Here is a 20,991-nt window from a genome sequence, read left to right on the forward strand (position 1 = left end):
TGGTGAGTTATGAGGCTGAGAGGCAATGGTTGGGTCGCGGCAAGTACGAACTGCAGCAGGCGGCGTCGTTATTATTTGACCGTGCCGGATCAACACCCGGCACAGTCGCTGCAGCCTTCAGATCCTATCTAGTGCTCACACATCGTCGAGCGCCGGTGGTGACTGCTCGTCAATCGTGATCTGGCTTCTACCTGGCCAAGGTGTTTCAACCGCAGTTACGCCCTCAGCGGTCGGAACAAGTGACCATATGCGTGCGTCGATTCCATCATTCTGCAGTTTGCGCATGAAATAGCGGGCCTGAAGGGCATCGTGGGTCGCGATGACCACCTGGAAACCATGATCAATGATGTAGTCGCGAAGCACATCAAAAACGGACGCGGCATGCACCAGATCGTGATGCTGTGTGGGGTCATCAAGGAGGAGCCCGCGCCACGGAGACCACTGATGTTCCAAGGCCATTGACAGCAGGAACGTCAGTTGCAGATCCGTCAGTTGAGCCTCGCTGGCTATCGAGGGTACTGGCGCTAACCCCCCGTGGAGCGGCACAGATACTTCTGCACGTGCCTTTTGGTAGGAGCTTCTGAAACTCAGATTCGTCCCGGTAAACCTTTGCTCCCTGACCACGCGTTTGAGCAATGCTTGCCACCGAGGCATCACTGCCTGAACGTTTTTCTGGACGTTCGCGATTTCGGAGGAAAGGGACTGGTTGAGCGACTCCATCGCTGCAGACAATTGCGATAGGCGCTGCACGCCCGTGCGCTTCGACTCGACCTGTTGACTCAGGTGGGTCGAGAACTCATCCTCCGACCGCTCGCCGCGCCGGCGATCAAGAAGTCCCTGAGCGAGCCGAGCCTGCTCTATCTTGCTCCACGCGCCAATCTCGATCTTGATGGTCTGAAGCGTTTCCGAGTGCCTGGTAAGCTCAGTGCTGATGGACTGCAACTGAGCCTCATGGCTGCTCGCTACCGCGGCTGTGGGATCGCCGGCGAATGAGAGCTGACGCCAGGAAGCCCTGATCGTGGCCAGTCGGGCTTGTGCTTCAGACAGCTGTGTTTCCAAATCAGCTGCAGCGGTCGTGGCATCTGTCAGCTGGGCCTGCTGACGATCCAAGGCAGACTGCTCGGCAACTACCTTGGCACCTAACTCAACGAGCTGATTGGCGTTCTGGTTCTGCGCCGTGGACAGATTTTCCAGGGATTGAGCTGGCGGGGCATCGGCGGTAATCGCTGCCAATGCTGCAGTCGCTTGCTCTAGCCGGCTACTGGCCTCTGAGCGGGCCTGCCGCGCGGAGTCCACTGCACGAACAGCGGAGTCGTATTCGTTTCTGGTCTGCTCAAAGACTTCTGAGCTTACCCGCGGAGCGAGGTTGCGCTGTTTTTCGTCCAGTTGAAGTTTCGCAGCGGCATTGGCATCAACGCGAAGCCGGATGGACTCTTTCGCCAGGGGAACGGCATCGCCGCCGAGCAGATTGTTCGAGCTGATCTCGACGATATCAGCTGTTAGATATGCCTGCTGTGACTCTAGGTCAATAATCCTGTACTGACATGCTTTGAGTTCTGCTTCAGCGCTCGTAACTGCCTCTGTAGAGTCTCGCAGAACATCCGCGGCCCTTTTTACACGTCGTTCGGCTTCGACGATATTCGGGTCGATCGCCGCTAGTGCCTTGGCGACACGCTCATGTAAGCCGACCGCGCCATGTTCTTCGCCACACAGCGGGCAATCACCGCGGTCGGGAGGCAAATGGGCCGCGATGGCTGCAACAGCTTGGCGTATTGAGTCAGCCGCAGATGTCAGATTTTCATGATGGCTCTTGGCGGCCTGATCTTCTTCCTCAGCGGTCGCTCTGGCCTCTAGCGCGACACGAAGCTGTTCGCTGAGGAGCTCTTCATATGCTGCTTCGCCGCTGATGGTGCCGGTAACTTCTGCAACGCGCTGAAGAGTCAGCTCCCAGCGATCCAGGAGTTCTTGAGCTGTGAGGAGGTCGGAATCTATTTGCAGCAGTGTCTTGCGCTGTCCATTGATCAGGTCATGCTGAACACCGAGCTGCTCGTGTCCTTCGTGCACTCTGCGCGCCGTAGAAGCTTGCGATTCAGCGATGGTTAGGGCGTCGTCGGTTGTCTTCAGAACCTGCTGGCGTTGCTCAACCGTCTCCTTGGCGTTGGTCTCATTCACGTACCGATTGAGTTGCTGAGCAATCGTGCCGCGTTCAGTTTCTGCAACGACCAACTCTCGTTGTAGCTGCTCAAGAGCTGCCACGGCCACCGAGCGATACTCTTTCTTCTGGTTCAGTTCCTGCGTCGCGGAGAGGAACTCGGTACTGAGCTGCTCTGAACGAGCTTGTTCAGACACAAACCGGCCTATGAGTCCGTCGACCTCAGCCAATTCTTTGATCTGTTCACGAAGTCGCTCGAGCTTGTTTTGAACCAGTTGCTCCAGCGCATCATGCACCGTCTCCAATCCGTCTTGGCCCAATGGAGGTACGAGCAGGCCGGAGGGCAATTGGTCGAAGCTTTGCGCCTGTTGGGCAATGTCCGAGATCGACTCGGCAATGCTTTCCCTGCTGCGAAGCGCCCCTTGGGTTTGGACAGCCGCCTGGTTTCGGTCAAGGCTCAGGCTTTGCCATTCGGCAAATTCGGTTTCAAGCGAATCCAGCGACGCTTTCGCTTGCTTGATCTGCTCTGTGAGCGCTCGTCGGATGCTAGTGAGAGCAGAGCTTACCTGGCTGCCGTCCTTGCCAATCGGCAACCGTTCCAACTGGGAGCCAGCGACCTTTGGATCTGCCTTGACCAGCCATTCACCCTCGCGCTGATCAAGTAGGTGGGTGAGCCTGAGCAGAAAGGGGATGTCAGCAGGATCTTTCGAGGGGAATAGAAGGCTCAGATCACCCGTTGTCTCAACGCCCCCACTTTTGTTGACTTGGGCACTGGCTTGCAGGTCACCGAAGTCGAGGCTTACCCGAGCCATGGATTGAGAGTCTCGGATAATCGGGACAAGGTTTCCGTCGAGTCGAGAGATCTTGCCCGTCAAGGCGAACTCAACTGCTTCAAAGATCGCAGTTTTTCCAGTGCCATTGGGCGCGAGCAGAATCGTAGCCCCGCGGCTGAGCTCAATCTTCGTATCGGCGCCAAACCGGCGGATGTTCGAGAGCGTTATAGACTTTAACTGATTCATTTCTCGTCCTCTTCGCCAAACACCGAGATCCTAAGGGCCTCAGCGATCTCGCCACCCGATTTGCCGGAAAGCAGGAGTTCGCGCCATTCATTGCGATGCGGCTTGACCCACGTATGCGCCAGGACGAGGGCGCTAAGGGAGGCTGACAATGGGTCACTAATGCTGTCGGAGCTGCCGGGAATCGAAAGTGTCGCAAGGAAGCTGCGGTCGAGAAATGAACCGGCGTCTTCGCCCTCTCTGACGACCACCTTTCTGCAGAAGCGGTCGTCCGTCTCGAGCCGAGCAGCGTCCTCAGACGCGATACCTTCAATGAGCATGAACATGTAGAGGTCAGCAGTTTGCGGCTCTGGGAGCATGTCACGGACATCTGCCGCCCACCGAAACGCTCCCTGAATTTTGGCTACATCGTAGGGGAGGGCCGCGATCAAGACTGTCCGCCAGCCCGCACCTCCCTGATTAAACCGTTTCAGCTGCATCCCTGCGCTCGCGATCTCAGCCAGCGGCGATGGCAGTTCCATCGAGTCCGGATAGGAGACCTCATAGCGACCTTCGGCACGGTTCGAGATGGCTTCAACCAACTCCGAGATTGCTAGCATTTCAGATTCCTTTCGTATTCATGTCGATGGCAGACTGGCGCGCCAGCAGTCGATTTTGCAATTGTTTACTAAAGTGTTGCCGCACCGTGGCCAACGTGCCGAAGCGCAACTGATTGAATACGCCAGAGCGGGTCACGAGCAGATGTGGTCGGCGTTCCGCGGCCATGCTGGTGGCCGACTCTGCATCGTCAGCCATACTTGTGTTCAACAGTTCTGAAGGAGGAGTGCTGACGCCAGACAGGATCACGACTGGGGCAGGGGACGGGCCGATAACGTTGATCAACGGATCGTCAGATATCTCACGGACTTCAGGAGCTCCAGTTGCCGGGCCAGACCAGTACTTGAGGGCAATACTCCGCACCTCCCCAAAATCCGGGAAGTGCTTCCAGACAGTGCCTGTGCCTTCGATCCCCACCGCGACCAGCAAGAGCAGTTCGACGGCGCTAACCAACAGGTCTACGGTTCGAGGGCCAAGGCGAAGCGCGTGGGTGGCATTTTTTCCTTCCGTCTCCGGGTATAAAAGCTGCTCCAGAAATTGACGACGGCTCTCCGGGTTCTTAGTAAATCCCTCCAGCCACTCCAGCCAGATCGCTTCCATGGCATCAGCAAGGGCAGGATCTTTTACGGCTGTTAGCTTTGCAGAAACATTTTGAGTTAACCGTTGCCACACCACGTCGTCCATGGCGCTTGCGAGCGCTAGAGCTTCCGCTCGAGCAGCACTCAGGGTCTTGAACTCATGATCCAAGGAGCACACGAGCGCCTCAGTGTTATCCATCCATGGGAGATCTTTGAGGTCGCTCTCGGCGCAACCGAGGGTGTGCCCGAGTTCATGGCCAACGTTGGTACGCCAGGTTGGCGCGCCCTGCATCAGGCTTTGACAGCCGTGTGGCAGGTGCAGCGCCATTCGCAATATTGCAGACGGGAGCGTGAGGCTAGCTCCGATAGGAGGCGAGTACGGTGCATACACCTTAAGCTTCCGATTCCCTGGTGCACTGCCCCAAAGGTGATTTACGACGGCCTGCGCTGTTCGGGGGACTAGCGCACCGAGATCATGGGTGCCAGAAAACGACCAGGTCTTGCCGGAAGGTTGAACTTCATCCCCTAACAGGTATTGAGCCCAAGTTTCGATATCGGGGCGAAGCTCTTCTCTTAGCTCATGAATAATCGCATGACAACCCAGGGCCGAAACGTCAGAGACCTCGGCGGTGATCACCGAAATCAGCCGTTCGAGAGCGCGTTCCGGATTCGTGAAATGCCTGCCCAAGGATTGGACTGAGCGCTGCTGCAATGTCGCGTCGTTGCCCATGCAGACGACCGTGACAAGCTTGAGGGTGTCGATGATCTGCGCCCAATCCTCGAAGCCACACCAGGTCGTAAGCCAGCGATGAGCCCGGGTTGTCGGCCCGTCGATACGCTTAGCCAAGTCGTCGGGATTGAGTCCTATCTGGCGGCACAGCTTACACAGCTCGTCCAGATGGTTAACAGTCAGGCCGTCCTTGATGCTTAGGTGTGCCCCTAAAAGGGTCAACTGAAATCGACGTTCAGGCAATTGGGCAAATGTGCCAGCGCGAGAGTGCTTGGCTAAGCTTGAAAAGGCCGAATCAAGAACGGAAAGGTTGTCTTTGGCCGCGTCAGCAGCATCGTCAGCATTTGCGGGATCGTCTACGGCAACCGGTGTGGCAACAGCTTCATCCGCACCAATATCATCACCCGTACCAATAGGCTTGTCCTTAACAGGCGTGTCCGTAACGAGGGTCACGGAGGAAGCCTTGCCACCCTTGGCGGCTTTTGCGGCTTTGCTCTTTTCGCGGGCGAGTCTCTGCGTTGCGAGTTTGGCCAGGTATACCTGCATATCGGGGTCTTTGGTGCAGAAGTGCGTGCTCTGACGCTTGATTTGCAGGTGCTCAAATGACTCTCGTGAATGGACGATTACGACATCATCCCACTCTTCGATACCACCTTGCTCAGCACCAATTTCTAGCGGAGCTCGACGCCCGTCGAGGAATTTTTCCAGCATGTCCGACAAACGCTGAGCAATGACCAGTTTCTCGTAAAGCGACTTCTGCTCCAGCCGAAACCGTCTGATCATACTGACATCCCTTTACTTCATTATCTTGTTGGCCAGCTCCGCTGGCAGTTCGCCACATCTTATCATTTGGCGGCTGCCGGTCGTACTAGCGCGCCGCCCTTGGGCAAAGAGGCAGACACGGTCTATTCCAACATACAGACATGAGGTTGTTTCATCGTGGCAAGCTATATTTACTGAACATTGTATTCAGGTCATTGCCAAGGGGGGCGGGCAGCGATGGGCATGTGGGACTGGTTATTTGGGAAGCGTAAAGCTGTGCGCGTTGAATCCCCACCGAAAAATCCAAGCGGCCGCGGCGGCCTTGAAATCATAGGTGGGCTGCTCACCTTGCCAACCCGAGATTACTACGGGCTCTGCAAATACTCACCTAAGAAGGCGTGGGTGATCTCCTGGAACGATTCGACTTTAGGGTGGTTTGGACTGGATCGGGTACTTGGAAGTCTCGGGGTTTGAAGGGGCAAGTCCAGAGAACGTAGGCTTGATGGTCTGTGTTGCACTGAGCGCCTGTATGGGGATGTCCGAGTAGACGGCCGCAGCGACGATGAACAGAAACGGTTCCAATTGCTCACTGTAGTTTGCAAGCCACTCAGTAATCCTCATCAGGTCGGAGAGTTGCTCCGACCTGAATATTGTCCGGCGATTTTCTGTGCGGGCGTCGAAGTCTTTTGGTGATCAGTCCCGAAAAGGATTTGCAGTCCCGCTACCGGCGTCAGTGGGCAGCGAATCAGAAAAGCGAAATACTCCAACGGAATTATCGCGGGAGTTAATGGATGATGTCGATGGGCCATTTATGGATAGCATTGCTTGTGATCAGTACTGCCGCAATCGCGGACGAGCTTCCGCGCAGATGGTGTTTAGAGCTCAGACCTAGATCATCGTCAGAGAGAGAGTCTGTCGGATGATCGGACGCCGAGGTAGAGCCTTGGAAAATCTCGAAGGCATATGAGGTAGGACAAGGAACTCGTTGATTTGGTTGGATTCTGGTAATTCAAGGCAAACCACGGTTTTTACTCACTGGTGACATGAGTAAAGCGTCGTTACAACCATACATAATTTAACATAATATACATTATGCGTAATTACGCATACAGACCCAGACACTCAGGCAGTCCCATTTCAAACCCCACAAAGCCGCCCCCCAGACCATCACCCCCATAGCTACCCATCACACCGTTCACCCACACGACGATGAACCCCATAACGCTGTCCGTCATACCTCAGCACCGGAAAACAAGCACCCGGTCCGCCAACCTGAATATCAGGCCAGCCATCGCGGCCCTTGCTGGTGAGAAACTCAGCCGATCCACTTTCACTGACCATCAGTTTCCATCGCCCGTCACGCTGCTGGCTGACCAGATAGAAACCAACACCCGCAGGTCCGTAACACTGAACGCTGCCTTCGGTAATCAATGCATCCGGTCGGCCGTCACCGTTCAGGTCTTTGACCAGTTCCATGGTTGCCGGTGTGTAGCGTCCAGTTTCCTCAAGTTCGCACTCTGAAGACTTGTCATCGAATCCAGCGGCGCGGAATGCCTTTATCTGCTCATTGCGCGGAAGCTCGTCCGCGATTGCGGCAGCACTGATCACAAGCAATGCTATCCATAAATGGCCCATCGACATCATCCATTGACTCCCGCGATAATCCCGTCTCTGTTACTGCCAGCCCCAATTCAAGGATGAATCATGAAGCGCACTCTGGTGTTCGTACTCGCTTGCGTCAGCTCTACAGCGTGGTCGGCCAACTCGGTCAATTCAATTACAAAGCCGCTCGGCAGACACATCGGTGCGCTCAGTAATGCATTTGCCTGCACCGTCATGGCCGGCACTCCAGGCATTAACAAGGCCCCTCAATGCCGCGACAGTGATACCCCAGCGCCCGTAAACGCCCGCGAGTTCGATAAAGCCGCCGACAAGAAAACCCTGCGCGAATGCATGAAGCCCGACAATCTGATCGATGACGATGTACGCAAATGCATGAAAGGCCTGTAAGTCGCCCGATATTCACCCGGCGACCCTGAATTCAGGCAAATAAATCCAGTGCGGCATCGTCCCATTCATGTCCGTTGACTGACCAGCCGTTGTCCGCCGGTGGCGGAAATCCGGTGCGGCAATAGCCTTGTTTAGCCTGGAAATCGAATATGGCATGAGGGTTATCGTTGATCAGCAACACCGCTTTAGTGTGGTCCACGGACCAGCCGATCTTGATGGTTGAAGGCTTGCTCCGGTCAGATACGTCAGCCACGTTATAGATGTGCAGCGCCTCCTGAATCGGGTTGTCCTGGGACTGGGTGTCGAGCGCGTAGAAATAGCCGGTGTCTTCATCGTCTTCGAATACCACGACAAAGGCGCCGTCCTGCGCAGGAGCTTCTACGACCAGGGCTTGCCCTACATTCAGTACGTGTTCAGCCGCCAGATAGATAGGCATGAGATGAATCCTTACGTTCTTGAAGTTCATATCGCACCTGACTGTAGCAAATGAACCAACAGTGCAAAACCCGATCGAAAACAGCCCGGTAATCTGCTTAAGGCTGGATGCCGTTCGTTCAAGCATTCAAGGACGCAGCGTGATGCATAAAAAGATTCTCCCCTTGGTCATCCTCGCCACCGCACTGGTTGGCTGCTCGGACCCCAAGAAAGCTTCCGAAGACAACTTCGAGAAAGCCACTCAGGCCTGGCTGGATACGGCGTATCCCAAATGCTTCCTGGTGTCGACATTCCCGGTTGAATCGAAGGAATTCGATATCACTAACACCAACAAGACGCTACATGCGTTGGCCGGTGCCGGTGTACTGAAGGAAGTCGAGTTATCCCGCAAGGAGATCCCGGCCAGCATGTTCCAGCAAGCCAGTACGCAGATCCAGTATTCGTACGACTTGACTGACGAAGGCCGCAAATACTACAAGGCCGACGGCCAGAAGATGCGTGACGGCACCACGGTGCCCGGCCTGTGCATCGGCAAGGCCAAGGTGGACAAGATCGAGCAATTCAGCGAGCCCGGCGACATGATGGGTCAGAAGATTTCACGGGTGACTTACACCTATAAGGTCGACGATCTGCCGAAATGGGCCAGTGATGAGGCCGTTGTGGCCACCAATCGCGAACTTGCGCCGATGGCGGCCAGCAAGGACACGCCGATCAAGGAAACCCGTGCGTTTATCCTGACCAACAATGGCTGGGTTCACGAACGCCTGTTTGGCAAGTAAGCTCTGTATCAGGCCTGCAGGGGCTCGTTCCCCTGCTCGCCTTATCATGCGATCTACGCATAACTCTACTAAAGGAACATTTAGTAGAGTTATATTTATACCCTAGATAAGCGCCGTATTTCGCATACAGCGCCCCTCTTCATTATTTACCGGCTAAACCGTGGAATCTGCAGCCCCAGGCTTTCACGCAGTGTCGTGCCTTCATAATCGGTCCGGTACACCCCGCGCTCTTGCAGCAACGGCACCACTTCCTGAGTGAAACGTTTGAACTGCTCCGGGTGGCCGATATAGATGTTGTAACCATCCAGCGCCCGCGCCTCGAACCAGTCGGCCATCTTGGCCGCAACCGTGGCTGCCGTACCGACAAAAGCGCCCGGCCTGAGTTGACGGCCGAATTCCACGGTCTGGCGCAGGGTGAAGCCCTTCTCTCTCGCCTGGTCGGCAATGCGCTTGGCGCTGGTGAAGAAGCTGCTGCGGGCGAACTCCAGGCTTTCCTGCGGAAATGGCGCATCCAGATCGTATTGACTGAAGTCGTGCCAGCCGAAGTTACGGCCGAACTCCTTGAGCGCCAGTTCAAAACTGTGGTCGAGCTGATGGTAGTGCCGCTCGATCTCGCGGGCGTGCTCGTCGGTGTCGCCGACGTACACTTCCGCACCGGGCAGAATCAGCAATTGCTCGGGATCGCGGCCCAGTTTCTCGGCCCGCCCTTTTACATCGCGATAGAACGCCTGGCCCTGCTCGATGCTGGTGACGTGGGTGAAGATCACATCGGCCGTCGCGGCGCCCAGGTCGCGGCCCTGAGTGGAGTCGCCGGCCTGGAAAATCACCGGCTGGCCTTGCGGCGAACGCTGGATGTTCAGCGGCCCTTCTACCGAAAAGTGTTTGCCCTTGTGGTTCAGCGCATGCAGTTTGGCCGGATCGAAGAACTGGCCGGTGGCGCGGTCGCGGGTAAACGCATCGTCCTCGTAGGAATTCCAGAGGCCCTGCACGACCTGAACATGCTCCTCGGCGCGGCCATAACGGGTGTCGTAGTCGTAGTGTTCGTCCAGTCCGTAATTGCCGGCGGTTCCGGCATCGCCGCTGGTGACCACGTTCCAGCCGGCGCGGCCCTTGCTGATCAGGTCCAGCGACGCCAGGCGCCGGGCAACATTGAATGGCGCGTTATAGGACGTGGTCAGCGTGCCGACCAGGCCGATATTTCGGGTGCTGACGGCCAGTGCCGACAACAGCGTCAGTGGCTCCAGACGATTGAGGTAATGCGACGGTGAGCCTGGGGTGATGAACTGGCTGTCGACAATGAAGATCAGGTCGAACAGCGCCGCTTCTGCCTGACGAGCGATGTCGATGTACCAGTCGATATTGACGCTGGCATCGGTGGGCAATTGCGGGTCAAGCCACAGGTTGTGCTTGCCCGGCCCGCCGCAGCCCATGGTCAATGCGCCCAGTTTTAGCTGTCTCTTGCTCATGTCCGGTGAATCCCTTGCGCAGTTTGCAGGTAGACGTTTTCAGTCTAAAAATCCTTATATTTATGAATTATCCGCATTTATAGCAATATGTAAAATTCGCTTTTGGCATAATCTAATGCCTTTCCCACGTATGGCTTTCACCAGGCCGTCGCGCACCCTCTCCCGCCCTGAAAATCCCCAATAAACAAAACCGATACCTCGTTAAGGATTTCCCGCACGCCTGGGGCCGCCAACGGACGTACAGTCGCCCTCACCCCGGCCGCTGCCTGCCTGCGCGCAACGGCGGCACTACAAAAACAAAAGGTAATCCTCAATGCGCAATGAAACCGTTGATGTCAAAGCGTGGATCGACCACCAGCCCATATGTGGCTATCAGTGGCTGATCCTCGCGCTGTGTTTTCTTATCGTCCTGTTCGATGGTTTCGATGTCGCGGTGATGGGCTTTATCGCACCGTCGCTGATGCAGGATTGGGGGCTGTCGCGCGCCGCCTTCGGGCCGGTGATGAGCGCCGGCATGGTCGGCCTGGCCATCGGCGCCCTCGCCGCCGGCCCGTATGCCGACCGCTTCGGGCGCAAGAAACTGCTGCTGATCGCGGTCACCGGCTTCAGTGTCCTGAGCCTGTTCTGCGCCTTTGCCCGCAACCCGTATGAGCTGGCGGCGCTGCGGCTGCTGGCCGGCGTATTCCTGGGCGCGGCGCTGCCCAATACCACGACCCTGCTGGCTGAATACCTGCCGGAGCGGCGCCGTTCGCTGTTGATCACCATCATGTTCACCGGCTTCAACCTGGGCTCGGGCATGGGCGGCTTTCTGGCGGCCTGGCTGATTCCCAATTACGGATGGCAGGCGGTGTTGCTGGCCGGCGGCATCATGCCCCTGACGTTGCTACCGTTGCTGTGGTTTTTGCTGCCGGAGTCGGCGCGTTTCATGGCCGCGCGCAATCAGCCGGCCGAGCGCATTGCCGCCGCGCTCAATCGACTGGGCGGCACTTTTACCGCAGCCACGCGCTTTGTGGTCGGTGAAACACCCAGCCAGGGCAAAACCCCGCTGCGCATGCTGTTTGTCGAGCGCTACCGCCTGGGTACGCTGGCGTTGTGGACCACGTATTTCATGGGCGTGCTGGTGATTTACCTGACCATGGGCTGGCTGCCAACGCTGCTGCGCGACTCGGGCTTGTCGATTGAGCGCGCGGCCTCCATCACCGGCCTGTTCCAGATTGGCGGCACCGTCGGCGCGATTCTGGTCGGTTGGGTCATGGACCGCCGCAACCCGAATTCGGTCATCGCCACCGCTTATGTATTGGGTGGCACTTTTATTTTGCTGCTCGGCACGCTGAGCCTGGACTCCAGCCTGCTGGCCCTCGGCGTACTGGCCGCCGGTTTCTGCATGAGCGGCGCACAGACCGGCCTTAATGCTTTCGCGCCGGGCTATTACCCGACTGAATTCCGCGCCACAGGTGTCAGCTGGATGCTGGGCATCGGCCGCTTCGGCGCTATTTTCGGATCTCTTGTGGGCGGCGCGGTGCTGAGCATGGGCTTGTCCCTGCCGCTGCTGTTCACCCTGCTCGGCACCCCGGCGTTCATTGCCGCCCTGGCGATCCTGGCCAACGGCCGCGCCCGCCGGCGTGCTGCTCATCCCGTCTTGTCCCAGTGACAGCTAATTAAAGGAGCCTTTCAATGGCACGTATCATCGGCGGCCTGGCCGTCTCGCACACCCCGACCATCGGTTTCGCGGTCGACCACGACAAGCAGCAAGAAGCGGCCTGGGCACCGATTTTTCAGGGTTTCGAGCCGATCCGCGTGTGGCTCGCCGAGCAGCAGCCAGACGTGCTGTTCTATGTGTTCAACGACCACGTGACCTCGTTCTTCTTCGACCACTACGGCGCGTTCAGCCTGGGCGTCGATGAGCATTATGAAGTGGCCGATGAAGGCGGCAACCCTCGCCCGCTGCCCGCAGTGAACGGCCACGCGGCGCTGTCGCGGCATATTGGCGAGAGCCTGATGGCCGATGAATTCGATATGTCGTTCTTTCGCGACAAGCCGCTGGATCATGGTTTCTTTTCGCCGATGTCGGCGCTGTTGCCGCACAAGGATCACTGGCCGGTGCAGATCGTGCCGTTGCAGGTCGGCGTATTGCAGTTTCCGGTGCCCAGCGCCAAGCGTTGCTACAAGCTGGGCCAGGCACTGCGCCGCGCCATCGAGAGCTACCCTGAAGACCTCAAGGTCGCGGTGGTCGCCACCGGCGGCGTGTCGCACCAGGTGCATGGCGAGCGTTGCGGCTTCAATAACCCGGAATGGGACGCTCAGTTTATCGACCTGCTGGTCAACGACCCGGTGCAGTTGACCAAGCTGACCCAGGCCGAATACGCCACCCTGGGCGGTATGGAAGGCGCCGAGGTGATCACCTGGCTGATCATGCGCGGCGCGCTGTCGGCCACGGTCAACAAGCTGCACAACGACTATTACCTGCCGTCGATGACCGGCATTTCCACCCTGCTGCTGGAAAACCTCAACCAGCCGCTGCCAGCCGATGTGCAGGCGCGCCACCGCCAGCATATGGGTTACCAACTGGCGGGTATCGAGAAACTGGAGGGCACCTATCCCTTCACCCTGGAGCGCAGTGCCAAGGGCTACCGGCTCAACAAGTTTCTGCACCGGCTGATCGACCCGGCCTTTCGCGCCCGCTTTCTGCAAGAGCCCGAGGCGTTGTATGCCGAGGCAGAACTGAGCGAACAAGAGCGCAACCTGTTGCGCGAACGCGACTGGCGCGGGCTGATTCACTACGGCGCGATCTTCTTTGTACTGGAAAAACTCGGCGCGGTGCTGGGCGTCTCCAACCTGCACATCTACGCCGCCATGCGCGGGCAGAGCCTGGAAGATTTCCAGAAAACCCGTAATCAGCAAGTGCTGTATTCGGTCGCCGGCAAAGCCTGAGCGTCTTTACCTTCATATCAGGAAAACAAAAATAATGACCACCTGTGCCAATCGCTTCACCCGGCTGGCCCTGGCCAGCAGCGCCCTGCTCCCTCTGGCCTGCCCCGCTGCCGGCTTTATCGAAGACGCCACGGCCACGCTGAACCTGCGCAACTTTTACCAGGGCCGGGATTTTCGTAACGCCGACAGCAGTGCCCAGAGCCGTGCCGAGGAATGGACGCAAAGCTTTATTCTCGATGTCCGCAGTGGCTTTACCGAAGGCCCGGTCGGCGCAGGCGTCGATGCGCTGGGGCTGTATTCACTCAAGCTCGACGGTGGCAAAGGCACCGCCGGCACGCAACTGTTGCCGGTGCATGACGATGGTCGACCGGCCGACGACTTCGGCCGACTCGCCGTGGCCGGCAAGCTGCGCTTGTCGAAAACCGAATTGAAAGTCGGCGAATGGATGCCCGTACTGCCCATCCTGCGCTCGGATGATGGTCGCTCGCTGCCGCAGACCTTTCAGGGCGCGCAGCTCACCTCAAGGGAAATCGCCGGCCTGACCCTGTATGGCGGCCAGTTCCGCGCCAACAGCCCGCGCAATGACGCCAGCCTTGAAGACCTGTCGATCACCGGCAAGGCAGCCTTCACCTCCGACCGTTTCAACTTCGCCGGTGGTGAATATGCGTTCAACGACAAGCGCACTCAGGTCGGACTCTGGTATGCGCAATTGCAAGACCTGTATCAGCAACAGTATGTGCAATTGACCCACAGCCAGCCGCTGGGCGACTGGGTGCTGGGCGCCAACCTTGGCTATTTCATCGGGCACGAAGACGGGGCCGCACGCGCTGGCGATCTGGATAACCGCACCGCTTCCGGGATGTTCTCCGCCCGTTATGGCGCCAGCACCGTTTACCTGGGCTTGCAGAAAGTCAGCGGCGACGATGCCTGGCTGCGTGTCAACGGCACCAGCGGCGGCACCCTGGCCAACGACAGCTACAACTCAAGCTTCGACAACGCCCGCGAACGCTCCTGGCAACTGCGTCACGACTTCGACCTGGCCAGTGTCGGCATACCCGGCCTGACCCTGATGAACCGCTATATCAGCGGCGAGCATGTACAGACCGGTGCGGTCGACGACGGCAAGGAATGGGTGCGCGAAACCGAACTGGCCTACACCGTGCAATCCGGCACGTTCAAGAAGCTCAGCCTGCGCTGGCGCAACTCGAACATCCGCAAAAGCTGGGCGAACAACGGCACTGATTTTGACGAGAACCGGGTAATCATCAACTACCCGCTGAGTCTGCTCTGACACTCTTCTGACAGGAGCATGCGCGGGCTGCGGAGCAGTTTCGCGCGTGACAATTTTCCAGTAGAAAAATTCCCCGAACGATGGCATAACAGTATCAATTATCGATTCTGAACCTAGTCAGAGGTCCCGGCACCGCCGGTATCAACCAGGGCATCTTTTGCAAGGACGTAGACGATGTATGCAACGCCTCTCCCGTGCCCGTCTTGCAGCGCAATCCGCGCCTGCGCCTTCGTCCTGTCGCACCCTCGCTCTTCGATGTTTATTGCGGTGAACCCTTGAGTCCGCCACGCCAAACCGTGCGTGGTGGATAACCAATCGTTTTTGGAATGGAGCCTGTGCGATGAAAGTTGAGATTCAAGTGAAGTTGTTCGTGGGTGGGGAGAACTATGAGGTCGACCTATTGATGCCACAAGAGGCTATCTCGGCAAATACGCCGTTTGAGTTCGGCGTTTATCACGTCAAGAATGATGAGAAAAATCCGGAAAAACCGGCGCTGTACAAGAAGCTGCCCATGCTGGAAGTGGCAGTGGGTGGATCCGGCATGTTTCATGTTGCTGTTCAGCCGCCTTCGTCGGTGCTAGAGCTTGCGAAAGCCCAAGAGGTGGTGAAAGAACTGCAGGTTGTCGTTTCTGAGGGAATTTACAAAGACAGAAAATTTTTGACTCAGCAAACAACGCAATAGATAGAGGCTGAAAAGCAGAGGCTGCAGGGACCGACGCAATCGGGAACGTCTTAGACCTGACATCGGTTCCTGAATAGGCAACGTCTCTACTCACGACCCAACCGCCCCTCCCAGACCGTGTCGGCATAAGCAATGGAAGCAACCAAGCTGCTTGAGCAACTGCAAAAGGATTTCCCCAACGGGTCGACATTTGGTTCTTTCAATGTCGACACGCTGCAGATCAAGTCATGCAGAACACTGTTCGCGCAGCACGGCTTTGTATCGCCCCTGCGGTTACGCAGCGAGACTGGCTGGCGCAGGGATGATTCGGTGCTTACCTTCCAGGGCGTGGCCTGGGACGCCACGCTGCTGAAGGTTGAAACCCCATGCGTATTTATTCGCTTTGAGCTGGTCGGCGGTCAGTGGGAGTTGTTGTTGGGCATCAACCTGCCGCTGACCTGGACCTATCAGAAGTCTTTCACCTCACGGCATGCCATTCTCGACACATTGGCCTGCCGCTCCCTGCTGTGCGCCAGCGCAGCGATGCTTTTGCCGGCCAACTGGCTGCGCCAGGCCGCCGAGCCGTACCATGACCTCGATTCGGCCAGTGCCGCGCAAACACTCGAGGTCAAACCGGGTGTGAACCTGTACGGCTGGGACACTCAGGCGACTGGCATCATTGACATGGCTGCCCTCGATAGCCTGCTCGACCGGCGCACCCTGAAGGTAGCGATCTCCACCGGTAGTGGCAGTGCACTTGGCCTGTCCAACGCCCCGATGCTGGGCCGGCTTGGCGAGAGCAGCGAGGAAATTGCACAAAGCTTGCCGCAACCCTGTATTGCCGACCCGAATCTGCTACGACTGAAAGAAACCTACTGCGGCCTCGACCCGCATACCGGCGCGATCACTCAGGTGTACCTGGCGCTCGACGCATTCACCGACGACGCCTGGCATATCTGGCCCGGCGTGATTGCCCTCAGTAAGGTTCAGCTGCGCTTTGCGATCATTCGCCCGCCCGACCGGCAACGCATTGTGTCCTTCAGCCTTGAGGCATTGCTCACCCTGGAAACACTGCCCTTGTTGGTCAAGGCCCACTTGCCGGTGGCAACCCTGAGCGGCCGCCTGAACCCGAAAAAACCGCCGCCGTCGCTCAATCCTTTGGTGGAACGGCTATTCGGCCAGACGTTGCAAGGCGACATGACGGTCCATCAGCTCGAATTCTGGGCCAGCATTTCCCGTTCGAGCTACGGTGCGATTCTGGATATCAAGGGTGACCTGAGCTTCGATATCGATGAAGGCAAGAAGATTGCTTTCAGCCAGTTGCGCGTGCGCCTGGCGCGTGAGGGCCAGAAAACGCAGGGTGATTTAGAGGCCGCTTTCAGAATCAATGACCATAACCACTTCGCGATCACGTGGGAGCTCAACAACGGTAATACCCTGATCAAAGGCCACTGGGAAAACCCGAAAGACCCCGTGGATTTCAATGACATCCTCGACGCACTGCATCTGCCCCGGCTGCCGGATCTACCAGGCGAACTGCAGCTGAAAGTCAGTGACGCCAGTTTTGACTTCAACTCTGCCAACACCTCATTCACGTTCAGCCTTATCACTGAGCTGCGCTACCCGCAGGATACCGCCAGCGCCAACGTTGCCACCATGACGCTGGTGGTCGGGCGCAATGCCCAGAACAACAAATGGGGTTTTCTATGCGTCATGCAGATCACGATGGATTTCACGCTCAGGCCTGGCAAGATTCCGGTGGTGGGCGAAATGGTTCAGGCCGATGCAGACAATGTCCGTCTTGACAGGCTGCGCCTGATTGCTTCGACCAGGCACGTCCCTGCCCTGCCTCCCGATCGCGTCCTTAAGTCGCTGTTGCCAGCCACGATCAATAGCGGATTGTCACTGGCCGTCGATCTGCAAGCCGGTACCGAACCCAAGAAAACCCTGCAGGTTCGTTTTGGCGCCAAACAGTCCCGTCTGCCACAGAAGACCGCTGCGCCGGTACAGGCCGCACAAAAGCCGGCACAGATCGTCAAGACGCCCGCACCCGTTGATATCGCGCCTGAGCCTGTAGAGACCGTCGAGGATCAAGACGCCGAAAAAATCCATTGGCTCGACATCCAGCGCTCTTTCGGCCCTCTGCAAATGCAACGCATCGGCTTTACAGTGAAAACCACCGGCGCAATGGGCGTGCTGCTGGATGCCGGTATCGAAACCCGCGGGCTGGGCATCATGCTCAACGGCCTGGAGGTCGCTATTCCACTAAAGGCGCCGTTCAATCCTGAGTACAACCTGTCGGGCCTGGGCGTCGAGTACCGCAGTCGTTCGCTGAACATCATCGGGGCGCTGGGCAAGTCCAGGGATAACGATGGGAACGCGCTCTACAGCGGTCTGTTGTCCGTGACCGCCGGGGTGTTTAGCGCCACTGCGCTGGGGTCGTACACCACCCTGAACGGTGCACCGTCATTTTCGGCGTTCACCTTCATCAGCGCGCCATTGGGCGGCCCGCCCTGCTTCTTCGTCACCGGGCTGGCCGGCGGCATCGGCTACAACCGATTGCTGAAGCTGCCCGAGATCGACAAGGTCGCCGAATACCCGCTGATCCAGGGCGCGATGGGCAGCCTGAGCGCCAAGGACGCCCAGCAGAATCTCAAGACCTACATCACGCCGATGGCAGGACAAGACTGGCTTGCCGCCGGCGTGCGTTTCACCTCTTTCCAGATGCTCAGGAGTTTTGCGCTGCTGACCGTGTCGTTCGGCACGCGCAATGAAATCGCCCTGCTGGGGCAAAGCACCCTGACCTTGCCAGTGTCGACGACGGCAAACCCCAAAGCCGTGGTGGCTCAGGCCGATCTGCTGATCCGCGCCTGCCTGCAACTGGACGAAGGCCTGCTGGCAGTCAACGCTCAGTTATCACCCGCCTCTTTCATCTTCAGTCGCGATGCCCGGCTTACGGGCGGCTTTGCCTTTTATATGTGGTTCGGTAACAGCCCGCACGCCGGGGATTTCGTTGTCACCCTGGGCGGCTACCATCCGCAGTTCGACGTTCCCAAACACTACCCGCAAGTGCCGCGCCTGGGCCTGAACTGGCACGTCTCGGACAACCTGACGATGAAGGGCGAGCTGTATTTCGCCGTGACCCCCTCGGTCATCATGGCCGGTGGCGTGCTGGATGCGACCTGGCGAAGTGACGCCGTCCAGGCCTGGTTTCAGGTGCAGACGCACTTTCTGATCCGCTTCAAGCCGTTCACCTACCGGATCAATGCTGCTGTCAGCATCGGCGTGTCGGCGCGAGTGGATCTGTGGCTGACCTCCTACACCCTCAATGCGCGGGTAAGCGCCAACCTCGAAATGTGGGGGCCGGACTTCGGCGGCCGGGCCGTCGTCGACCTGTCGGTGCTGTCGTTCACCATTGAGTTTGGCAGCCAGCAGCGCCCCAATGACGCAGCGATCGGCTGGGCGGAATTTCGTGATTCCTTTCTGCACGTCAAGGCCGAGACAACGACCGAGACAGTGACGACGCAAAGCCCGTTGATCACCATCAGCGCACCGGTCGGCATGCTGGGCACCGGTGCTGACAATGATAAAAACCCCATCTGGAAGGTGGACGGCGCCAGCCTGCGCCTGGCACTGAGTACCCAGATACCGTCCACCCTGATTACGGGCAGCCTTGCACCTGAAACAACCACCTGGAACCAGGACCTGGGCGTCGGTCCGATGGGCAAAGGCCCCGGTACACTCAAGAGCACACTGACGGTCAGTCTTACCCGTAATAACACACCCGATGACGGCGCCTGGGACATCGTGCCGGTACTCGGCGGTGTACCTTCCGGACTCTGGAGCAACACCGGCAATGGCATGGCGGCGCAAGCGGTGGTACCCCGTGCGCTGCTGGGCCTTTCACTGCACCCTGAACCTGTACAAGCGCAAAACGCCCTGGCCGTCGCTGTCAGTACCTTGCAGTCCCCCCACGAGGAACGTCTTGAGGTGGCCTGGTCGCCCAGCGAACCGGTGGCGATGGATGACTACGCCCACAAGGACGCCATGGATAGCCTCAGGCTCTCCTTGCAAGACCCGGCGGTGAGCGAGGCCCGCCATGGCATCCTTGCCGCCTTGCGCCGTCAGGGACTCAATACCGCCGCGCAGGTAAAACCGACTGTCTTTTCAACGCCTGTGGCGGACGTATTGCTCGACGCCCCTGTACTTTCATCGTTGGGAGGCTGTGCATGTCCCTGATAGAACCGAGCGTAACGTTCGTCCCTTATCTGCTGCCCGCGCTGCGCAGTGGTCACTTGAAGATCGAAGTGACCCAGCAGGTCGAAGTCGATGGCAGGCCAGAGGAAGTGTTTAGCAGCAACCAGCACTTTTTCATCGCCGGTGAGCGCTACCAGCTCGCTCCCACGACGGTCAACAGCCTGTCTCCGCCCGAGGGTTTGCAAGGCGATTTCAGCCTTCAACTTCCCCATGTCGTACTGAACAACCCAAGCCTGCCCTGGCAGCGCTCACCCGGTGGTCACGGCGGGTGCCCGGAAAACGGCGAGTTCAAGGCCAGCTGGCTGGCAATCTTGCTGTTCGATGAAGAGGATCCACCGCCGAAGCTTGAGAACCTGACCCTTGCGCACCTGACCCTTGAGCAGTTGCGAGATACGCCAGAAATATTCTCTCTCGAGCCAGACCTGGAAGTCGGTGAAGATAAGGACGACCCGGTGACCGTGATCGACGTTCCCATCGACCTGTTCAACGCCATTGCGCCTTCGCGGGCCGACCTTGACTGGAACGCACATGTGCGCAGCGTCGACTCGCAGGCCAAGCCCAGCGCCAACGGCGCCCTGCCCGTGCTCGACTACGCCGTGGTCGTTGGTAATCGGCTGCCTGTTCGTGGCCATGTGAGCGTGGCGCACCTGGTGTCTCTGGAAAACCTTGGCGCCTGCCTGCCGCAGGCCGATGGCACACCGTCGGTAGAAGTACCGCCGACGGCCCGCAAGATTCGCCTGGTCAGCCTGAAAAGCTGGTCGTTTGTCTCGACAGCCAAACCACAGGGTCTACGCGAAGTGTTGGCCGGCATTGATCGTCAGCCTGCCGCACTGCAAATGCCCTGGAAACCGGACAAAGCCACACAAAGCGCCGCCGACGAGGCGGTGAAACTAGCCTTTGGCCTTGGCTATACGGCACTGAACCACGCGCTGCGCGATGGCAGCCGCAGCGTCTCCTGGTACCGCGGCCCGTTGCTACCGGTGGCGGGACCACCGTCACCGACGCCACCGTGGCGCAACCCGGATCAACGGCTGTGCTACGACCCTGAAAGCGGCCTGTTCGATGTCAGCTACAGCGCCGCCTGGCAGGTCGGCCGACAGCTCGCCCTGCACGACAGCTCATTTGCCAGCGCTTTGTACCGCTGGAAGCTCAGCCACACGCAGGACGAGGTGCAGGCCCTGGAAAAAGAGCTTCTCGATGCACAATTGCAATCGCTGCCCAAGGGCGCGCCATTGCCGTCGGATGACAACCGCGTAGCGCGGGTGCTGACCGAGGTGGTGAGCCTTGCAGTCGACGGCCTGATGAATCCGCAGGAGAACGCCTGAC

Annotated in this window: 14 protein-coding genes; 8 read left to right on the plus strand and 6 right to left on the minus strand. The window is 58.3% G+C overall.

The features are described from left to right. Positions 1-135: 135 nt before the first annotated feature. The 4 genes from ACYAS9_RS13420 to ACYAS9_RS13435 form a co-directional block, all read right to left on the minus strand. The gene (locus ACYAS9_RS13420) at positions 136-3,171 is read right to left on the minus strand and encodes an AAA family ATPase (protein WP_463568779.1); all 3,036 of its coding nucleotides are present in this window, start codon (positions 3,169-3,171) and stop codon (positions 136-138) included. Next, on the minus strand, positions 3,168-3,767 hold the full coding sequence (locus ACYAS9_RS13425; RefSeq protein ID WP_463568780.1) for an ABC-three component system middle component 1: 600 nt from the start codon (positions 3,765-3,767) through the stop codon (positions 3,168-3,170). Before ACYAS9_RS13425 ends, ACYAS9_RS13420 begins: the two co-directional genes overlap by 4 nt. 1 nt (position 3,768) lies before the next feature. Beyond that, a complete protein-coding gene (locus ACYAS9_RS13430) occupies positions 3,769-5,856 on the minus strand; it encodes an ABC-three component system protein (RefSeq protein WP_463568781.1) in 2,088 nt (695 codons plus the stop codon). Between the two features lie 1,158 nt (positions 5,857-7,014). Further along, positions 7,015-7,479: a hypothetical protein gene (locus ACYAS9_RS13435; protein ID WP_463568782.1), complete on the minus strand. Its 465-nt coding sequence runs from the start codon at positions 7,477-7,479 to the stop codon at positions 7,015-7,017. Positions 7,480-7,539: 60 nt separating this feature from the next. Between ACYAS9_RS13435 and ACYAS9_RS13440 the strand changes: the two genes are divergently transcribed. Then, entirely contained in the window at positions 7,540-7,845 is a 306-nt protein-coding gene (locus ACYAS9_RS13440) for a hypothetical protein (protein WP_463568783.1), read from the plus strand. A 31-nt stretch (positions 7,846-7,876) separates the two neighbouring features. Here the strand turns inward: ACYAS9_RS13440 and ACYAS9_RS13445 are convergent, their stop codons facing one another. Next, entirely contained in the window at positions 7,877-8,281 is a 405-nt protein-coding gene (locus ACYAS9_RS13445; RefSeq protein WP_463568784.1) for a DUF2251 domain-containing protein, read from the minus strand. Positions 8,282-8,423: 142 nt separating this feature from the next. Here ACYAS9_RS13445 and ACYAS9_RS13450 point away from each other — a divergent pair, with 142 nt between their 5' ends. Beyond that, the gene (locus tag ACYAS9_RS13450; protein WP_463568930.1) at positions 8,424-9,059 is read left to right on the plus strand and encodes a hypothetical protein; all 636 of its coding nucleotides are present in this window, start codon (positions 8,424-8,426) and stop codon (positions 9,057-9,059) included. Positions 9,060-9,205: 146 nt separating this feature from the next. Here ACYAS9_RS13450 and ACYAS9_RS13455 read toward each other — a convergent pair whose 3' ends face one another. Continuing rightward, positions 9,206-10,525, minus strand: coding sequence for an LLM class flavin-dependent oxidoreductase (locus tag ACYAS9_RS13455; protein WP_463568785.1), 1,320 nt, complete (start codon positions 10,523-10,525; stop codon positions 9,206-9,208). Positions 10,526-10,838: 313 nt separating this feature from the next. Here ACYAS9_RS13455 and ACYAS9_RS13460 point away from each other — a divergent pair, with 313 nt between their 5' ends. From ACYAS9_RS13460 to ACYAS9_RS13485, 6 genes are all read left to right on the plus strand, one after another. Further along, positions 10,839-12,176, plus strand: a complete 1,338-nt coding sequence (locus ACYAS9_RS13460; protein ID WP_463568786.1) for an MFS transporter — start codon at positions 10,839-10,841, stop codon at positions 12,174-12,176. Positions 12,177-12,199: 23 nt separating this feature from the next. Then, positions 12,200-13,456 carry a gallate dioxygenase gene (locus tag ACYAS9_RS13465; RefSeq protein ID WP_463568787.1) on the plus strand — a complete coding sequence of 419 codons (1,257 nt, stop codon included), beginning with the start codon at positions 12,200-12,202 and terminating at the stop codon, positions 13,454-13,456. Between the two features lie 34 nt (positions 13,457-13,490). Then, on the plus strand, positions 13,491-14,747 hold the full coding sequence (locus ACYAS9_RS13470; RefSeq protein WP_463568788.1) for an OprD family porin: 1,257 nt from the start codon (positions 13,491-13,493) through the stop codon (positions 14,745-14,747). Positions 14,748-15,087: 340 nt separating this feature from the next. Continuing rightward, on the plus strand, positions 15,088-15,429 hold the full coding sequence (locus ACYAS9_RS13475) for a hypothetical protein (RefSeq protein ID WP_463568789.1): 342 nt from the start codon (positions 15,088-15,090) through the stop codon (positions 15,427-15,429). 132 nt (positions 15,430-15,561) lie between these two features. Next, entirely contained in the window at positions 15,562-19,647 is a 4,086-nt protein-coding gene (locus tag ACYAS9_RS13480) for a DUF6603 domain-containing protein (protein WP_463568790.1), read from the plus strand. After that, positions 19,638-20,990, plus strand: a complete 1,353-nt coding sequence (locus tag ACYAS9_RS13485; RefSeq protein WP_463568791.1) for a hypothetical protein — start codon at positions 19,638-19,640, stop codon at positions 20,988-20,990. Before ACYAS9_RS13480 ends, ACYAS9_RS13485 begins: the two co-directional genes overlap by 10 nt. Position 20,991: the final 1 nt, after the last annotated feature.

It is taken from the genome of Pseudomonas sp. HP_08 (assembly GCF_055284095.1).

Excerpts from the sequence above, each read along its gene's own strand:
- ACYAS9_RS13420 (WP_463568779.1), bottom strand. The coding sequence starts at position 3,171 with ATGAATCAGTTAAAGTCTATAACGCTCTCGAACATCCGCCGGTTTGGC.
- ACYAS9_RS13425 (WP_463568780.1), bottom strand. The coding sequence starts at position 3,767 with ATGCTAGCAATCTCGGAGTTGGTTGAAGCCATCTCGAACCGTGCCGAA.
- ACYAS9_RS13430 (WP_463568781.1), bottom strand. The coding sequence starts at position 5,856 with ATGATCAGACGGTTTCGGCTGGAGCAGAAGTCGCTTTACGAGAAACTG.
- ACYAS9_RS13435 (WP_463568782.1), bottom strand. The coding sequence starts at position 7,479 with ATGATGTCGATGGGCCATTTATGGATAGCATTGCTTGTGATCAGTGCT.
- ACYAS9_RS13440 (WP_463568783.1), top strand. The coding sequence starts at position 7,540 with ATGAAGCGCACTCTGGTGTTCGTACTCGCTTGCGTCAGCTCTACAGCG.
- ACYAS9_RS13445 (WP_463568784.1), bottom strand. The coding sequence starts at position 8,281 with ATGCCTATCTATCTGGCGGCTGAACACGTACTGAATGTAGGGCAAGCC.
- ACYAS9_RS13450 (WP_463568930.1), top strand. The coding sequence starts at position 8,424 with ATGCATAAAAAGATTCTCCCCTTGGTCATCCTCGCCACCGCACTGGTT.
- ACYAS9_RS13455 (WP_463568785.1), bottom strand. The coding sequence starts at position 10,525 with ATGAGCAAGAGACAGCTAAAACTGGGCGCATTGACCATGGGCTGCGGC.
- ACYAS9_RS13460 (WP_463568786.1), top strand. The coding sequence starts at position 10,839 with ATGCGCAATGAAACCGTTGATGTCAAAGCGTGGATCGACCACCAGCCC.
- ACYAS9_RS13465 (WP_463568787.1), top strand. The coding sequence starts at position 12,200 with ATGGCACGTATCATCGGCGGCCTGGCCGTCTCGCACACCCCGACCATC.
- ACYAS9_RS13470 (WP_463568788.1), top strand. The coding sequence starts at position 13,491 with ATGACCACCTGTGCCAATCGCTTCACCCGGCTGGCCCTGGCCAGCAGC.
- ACYAS9_RS13475 (WP_463568789.1), top strand. The coding sequence starts at position 15,088 with ATGAAAGTTGAGATTCAAGTGAAGTTGTTCGTGGGTGGGGAGAACTAT.
- ACYAS9_RS13480 (WP_463568790.1), top strand. The coding sequence starts at position 15,562 with ATGGAAGCAACCAAGCTGCTTGAGCAACTGCAAAAGGATTTCCCCAAC.
- ACYAS9_RS13485 (WP_463568791.1), top strand. The coding sequence starts at position 19,638 with ATGTCCCTGATAGAACCGAGCGTAACGTTCGTCCCTTATCTGCTGCCC.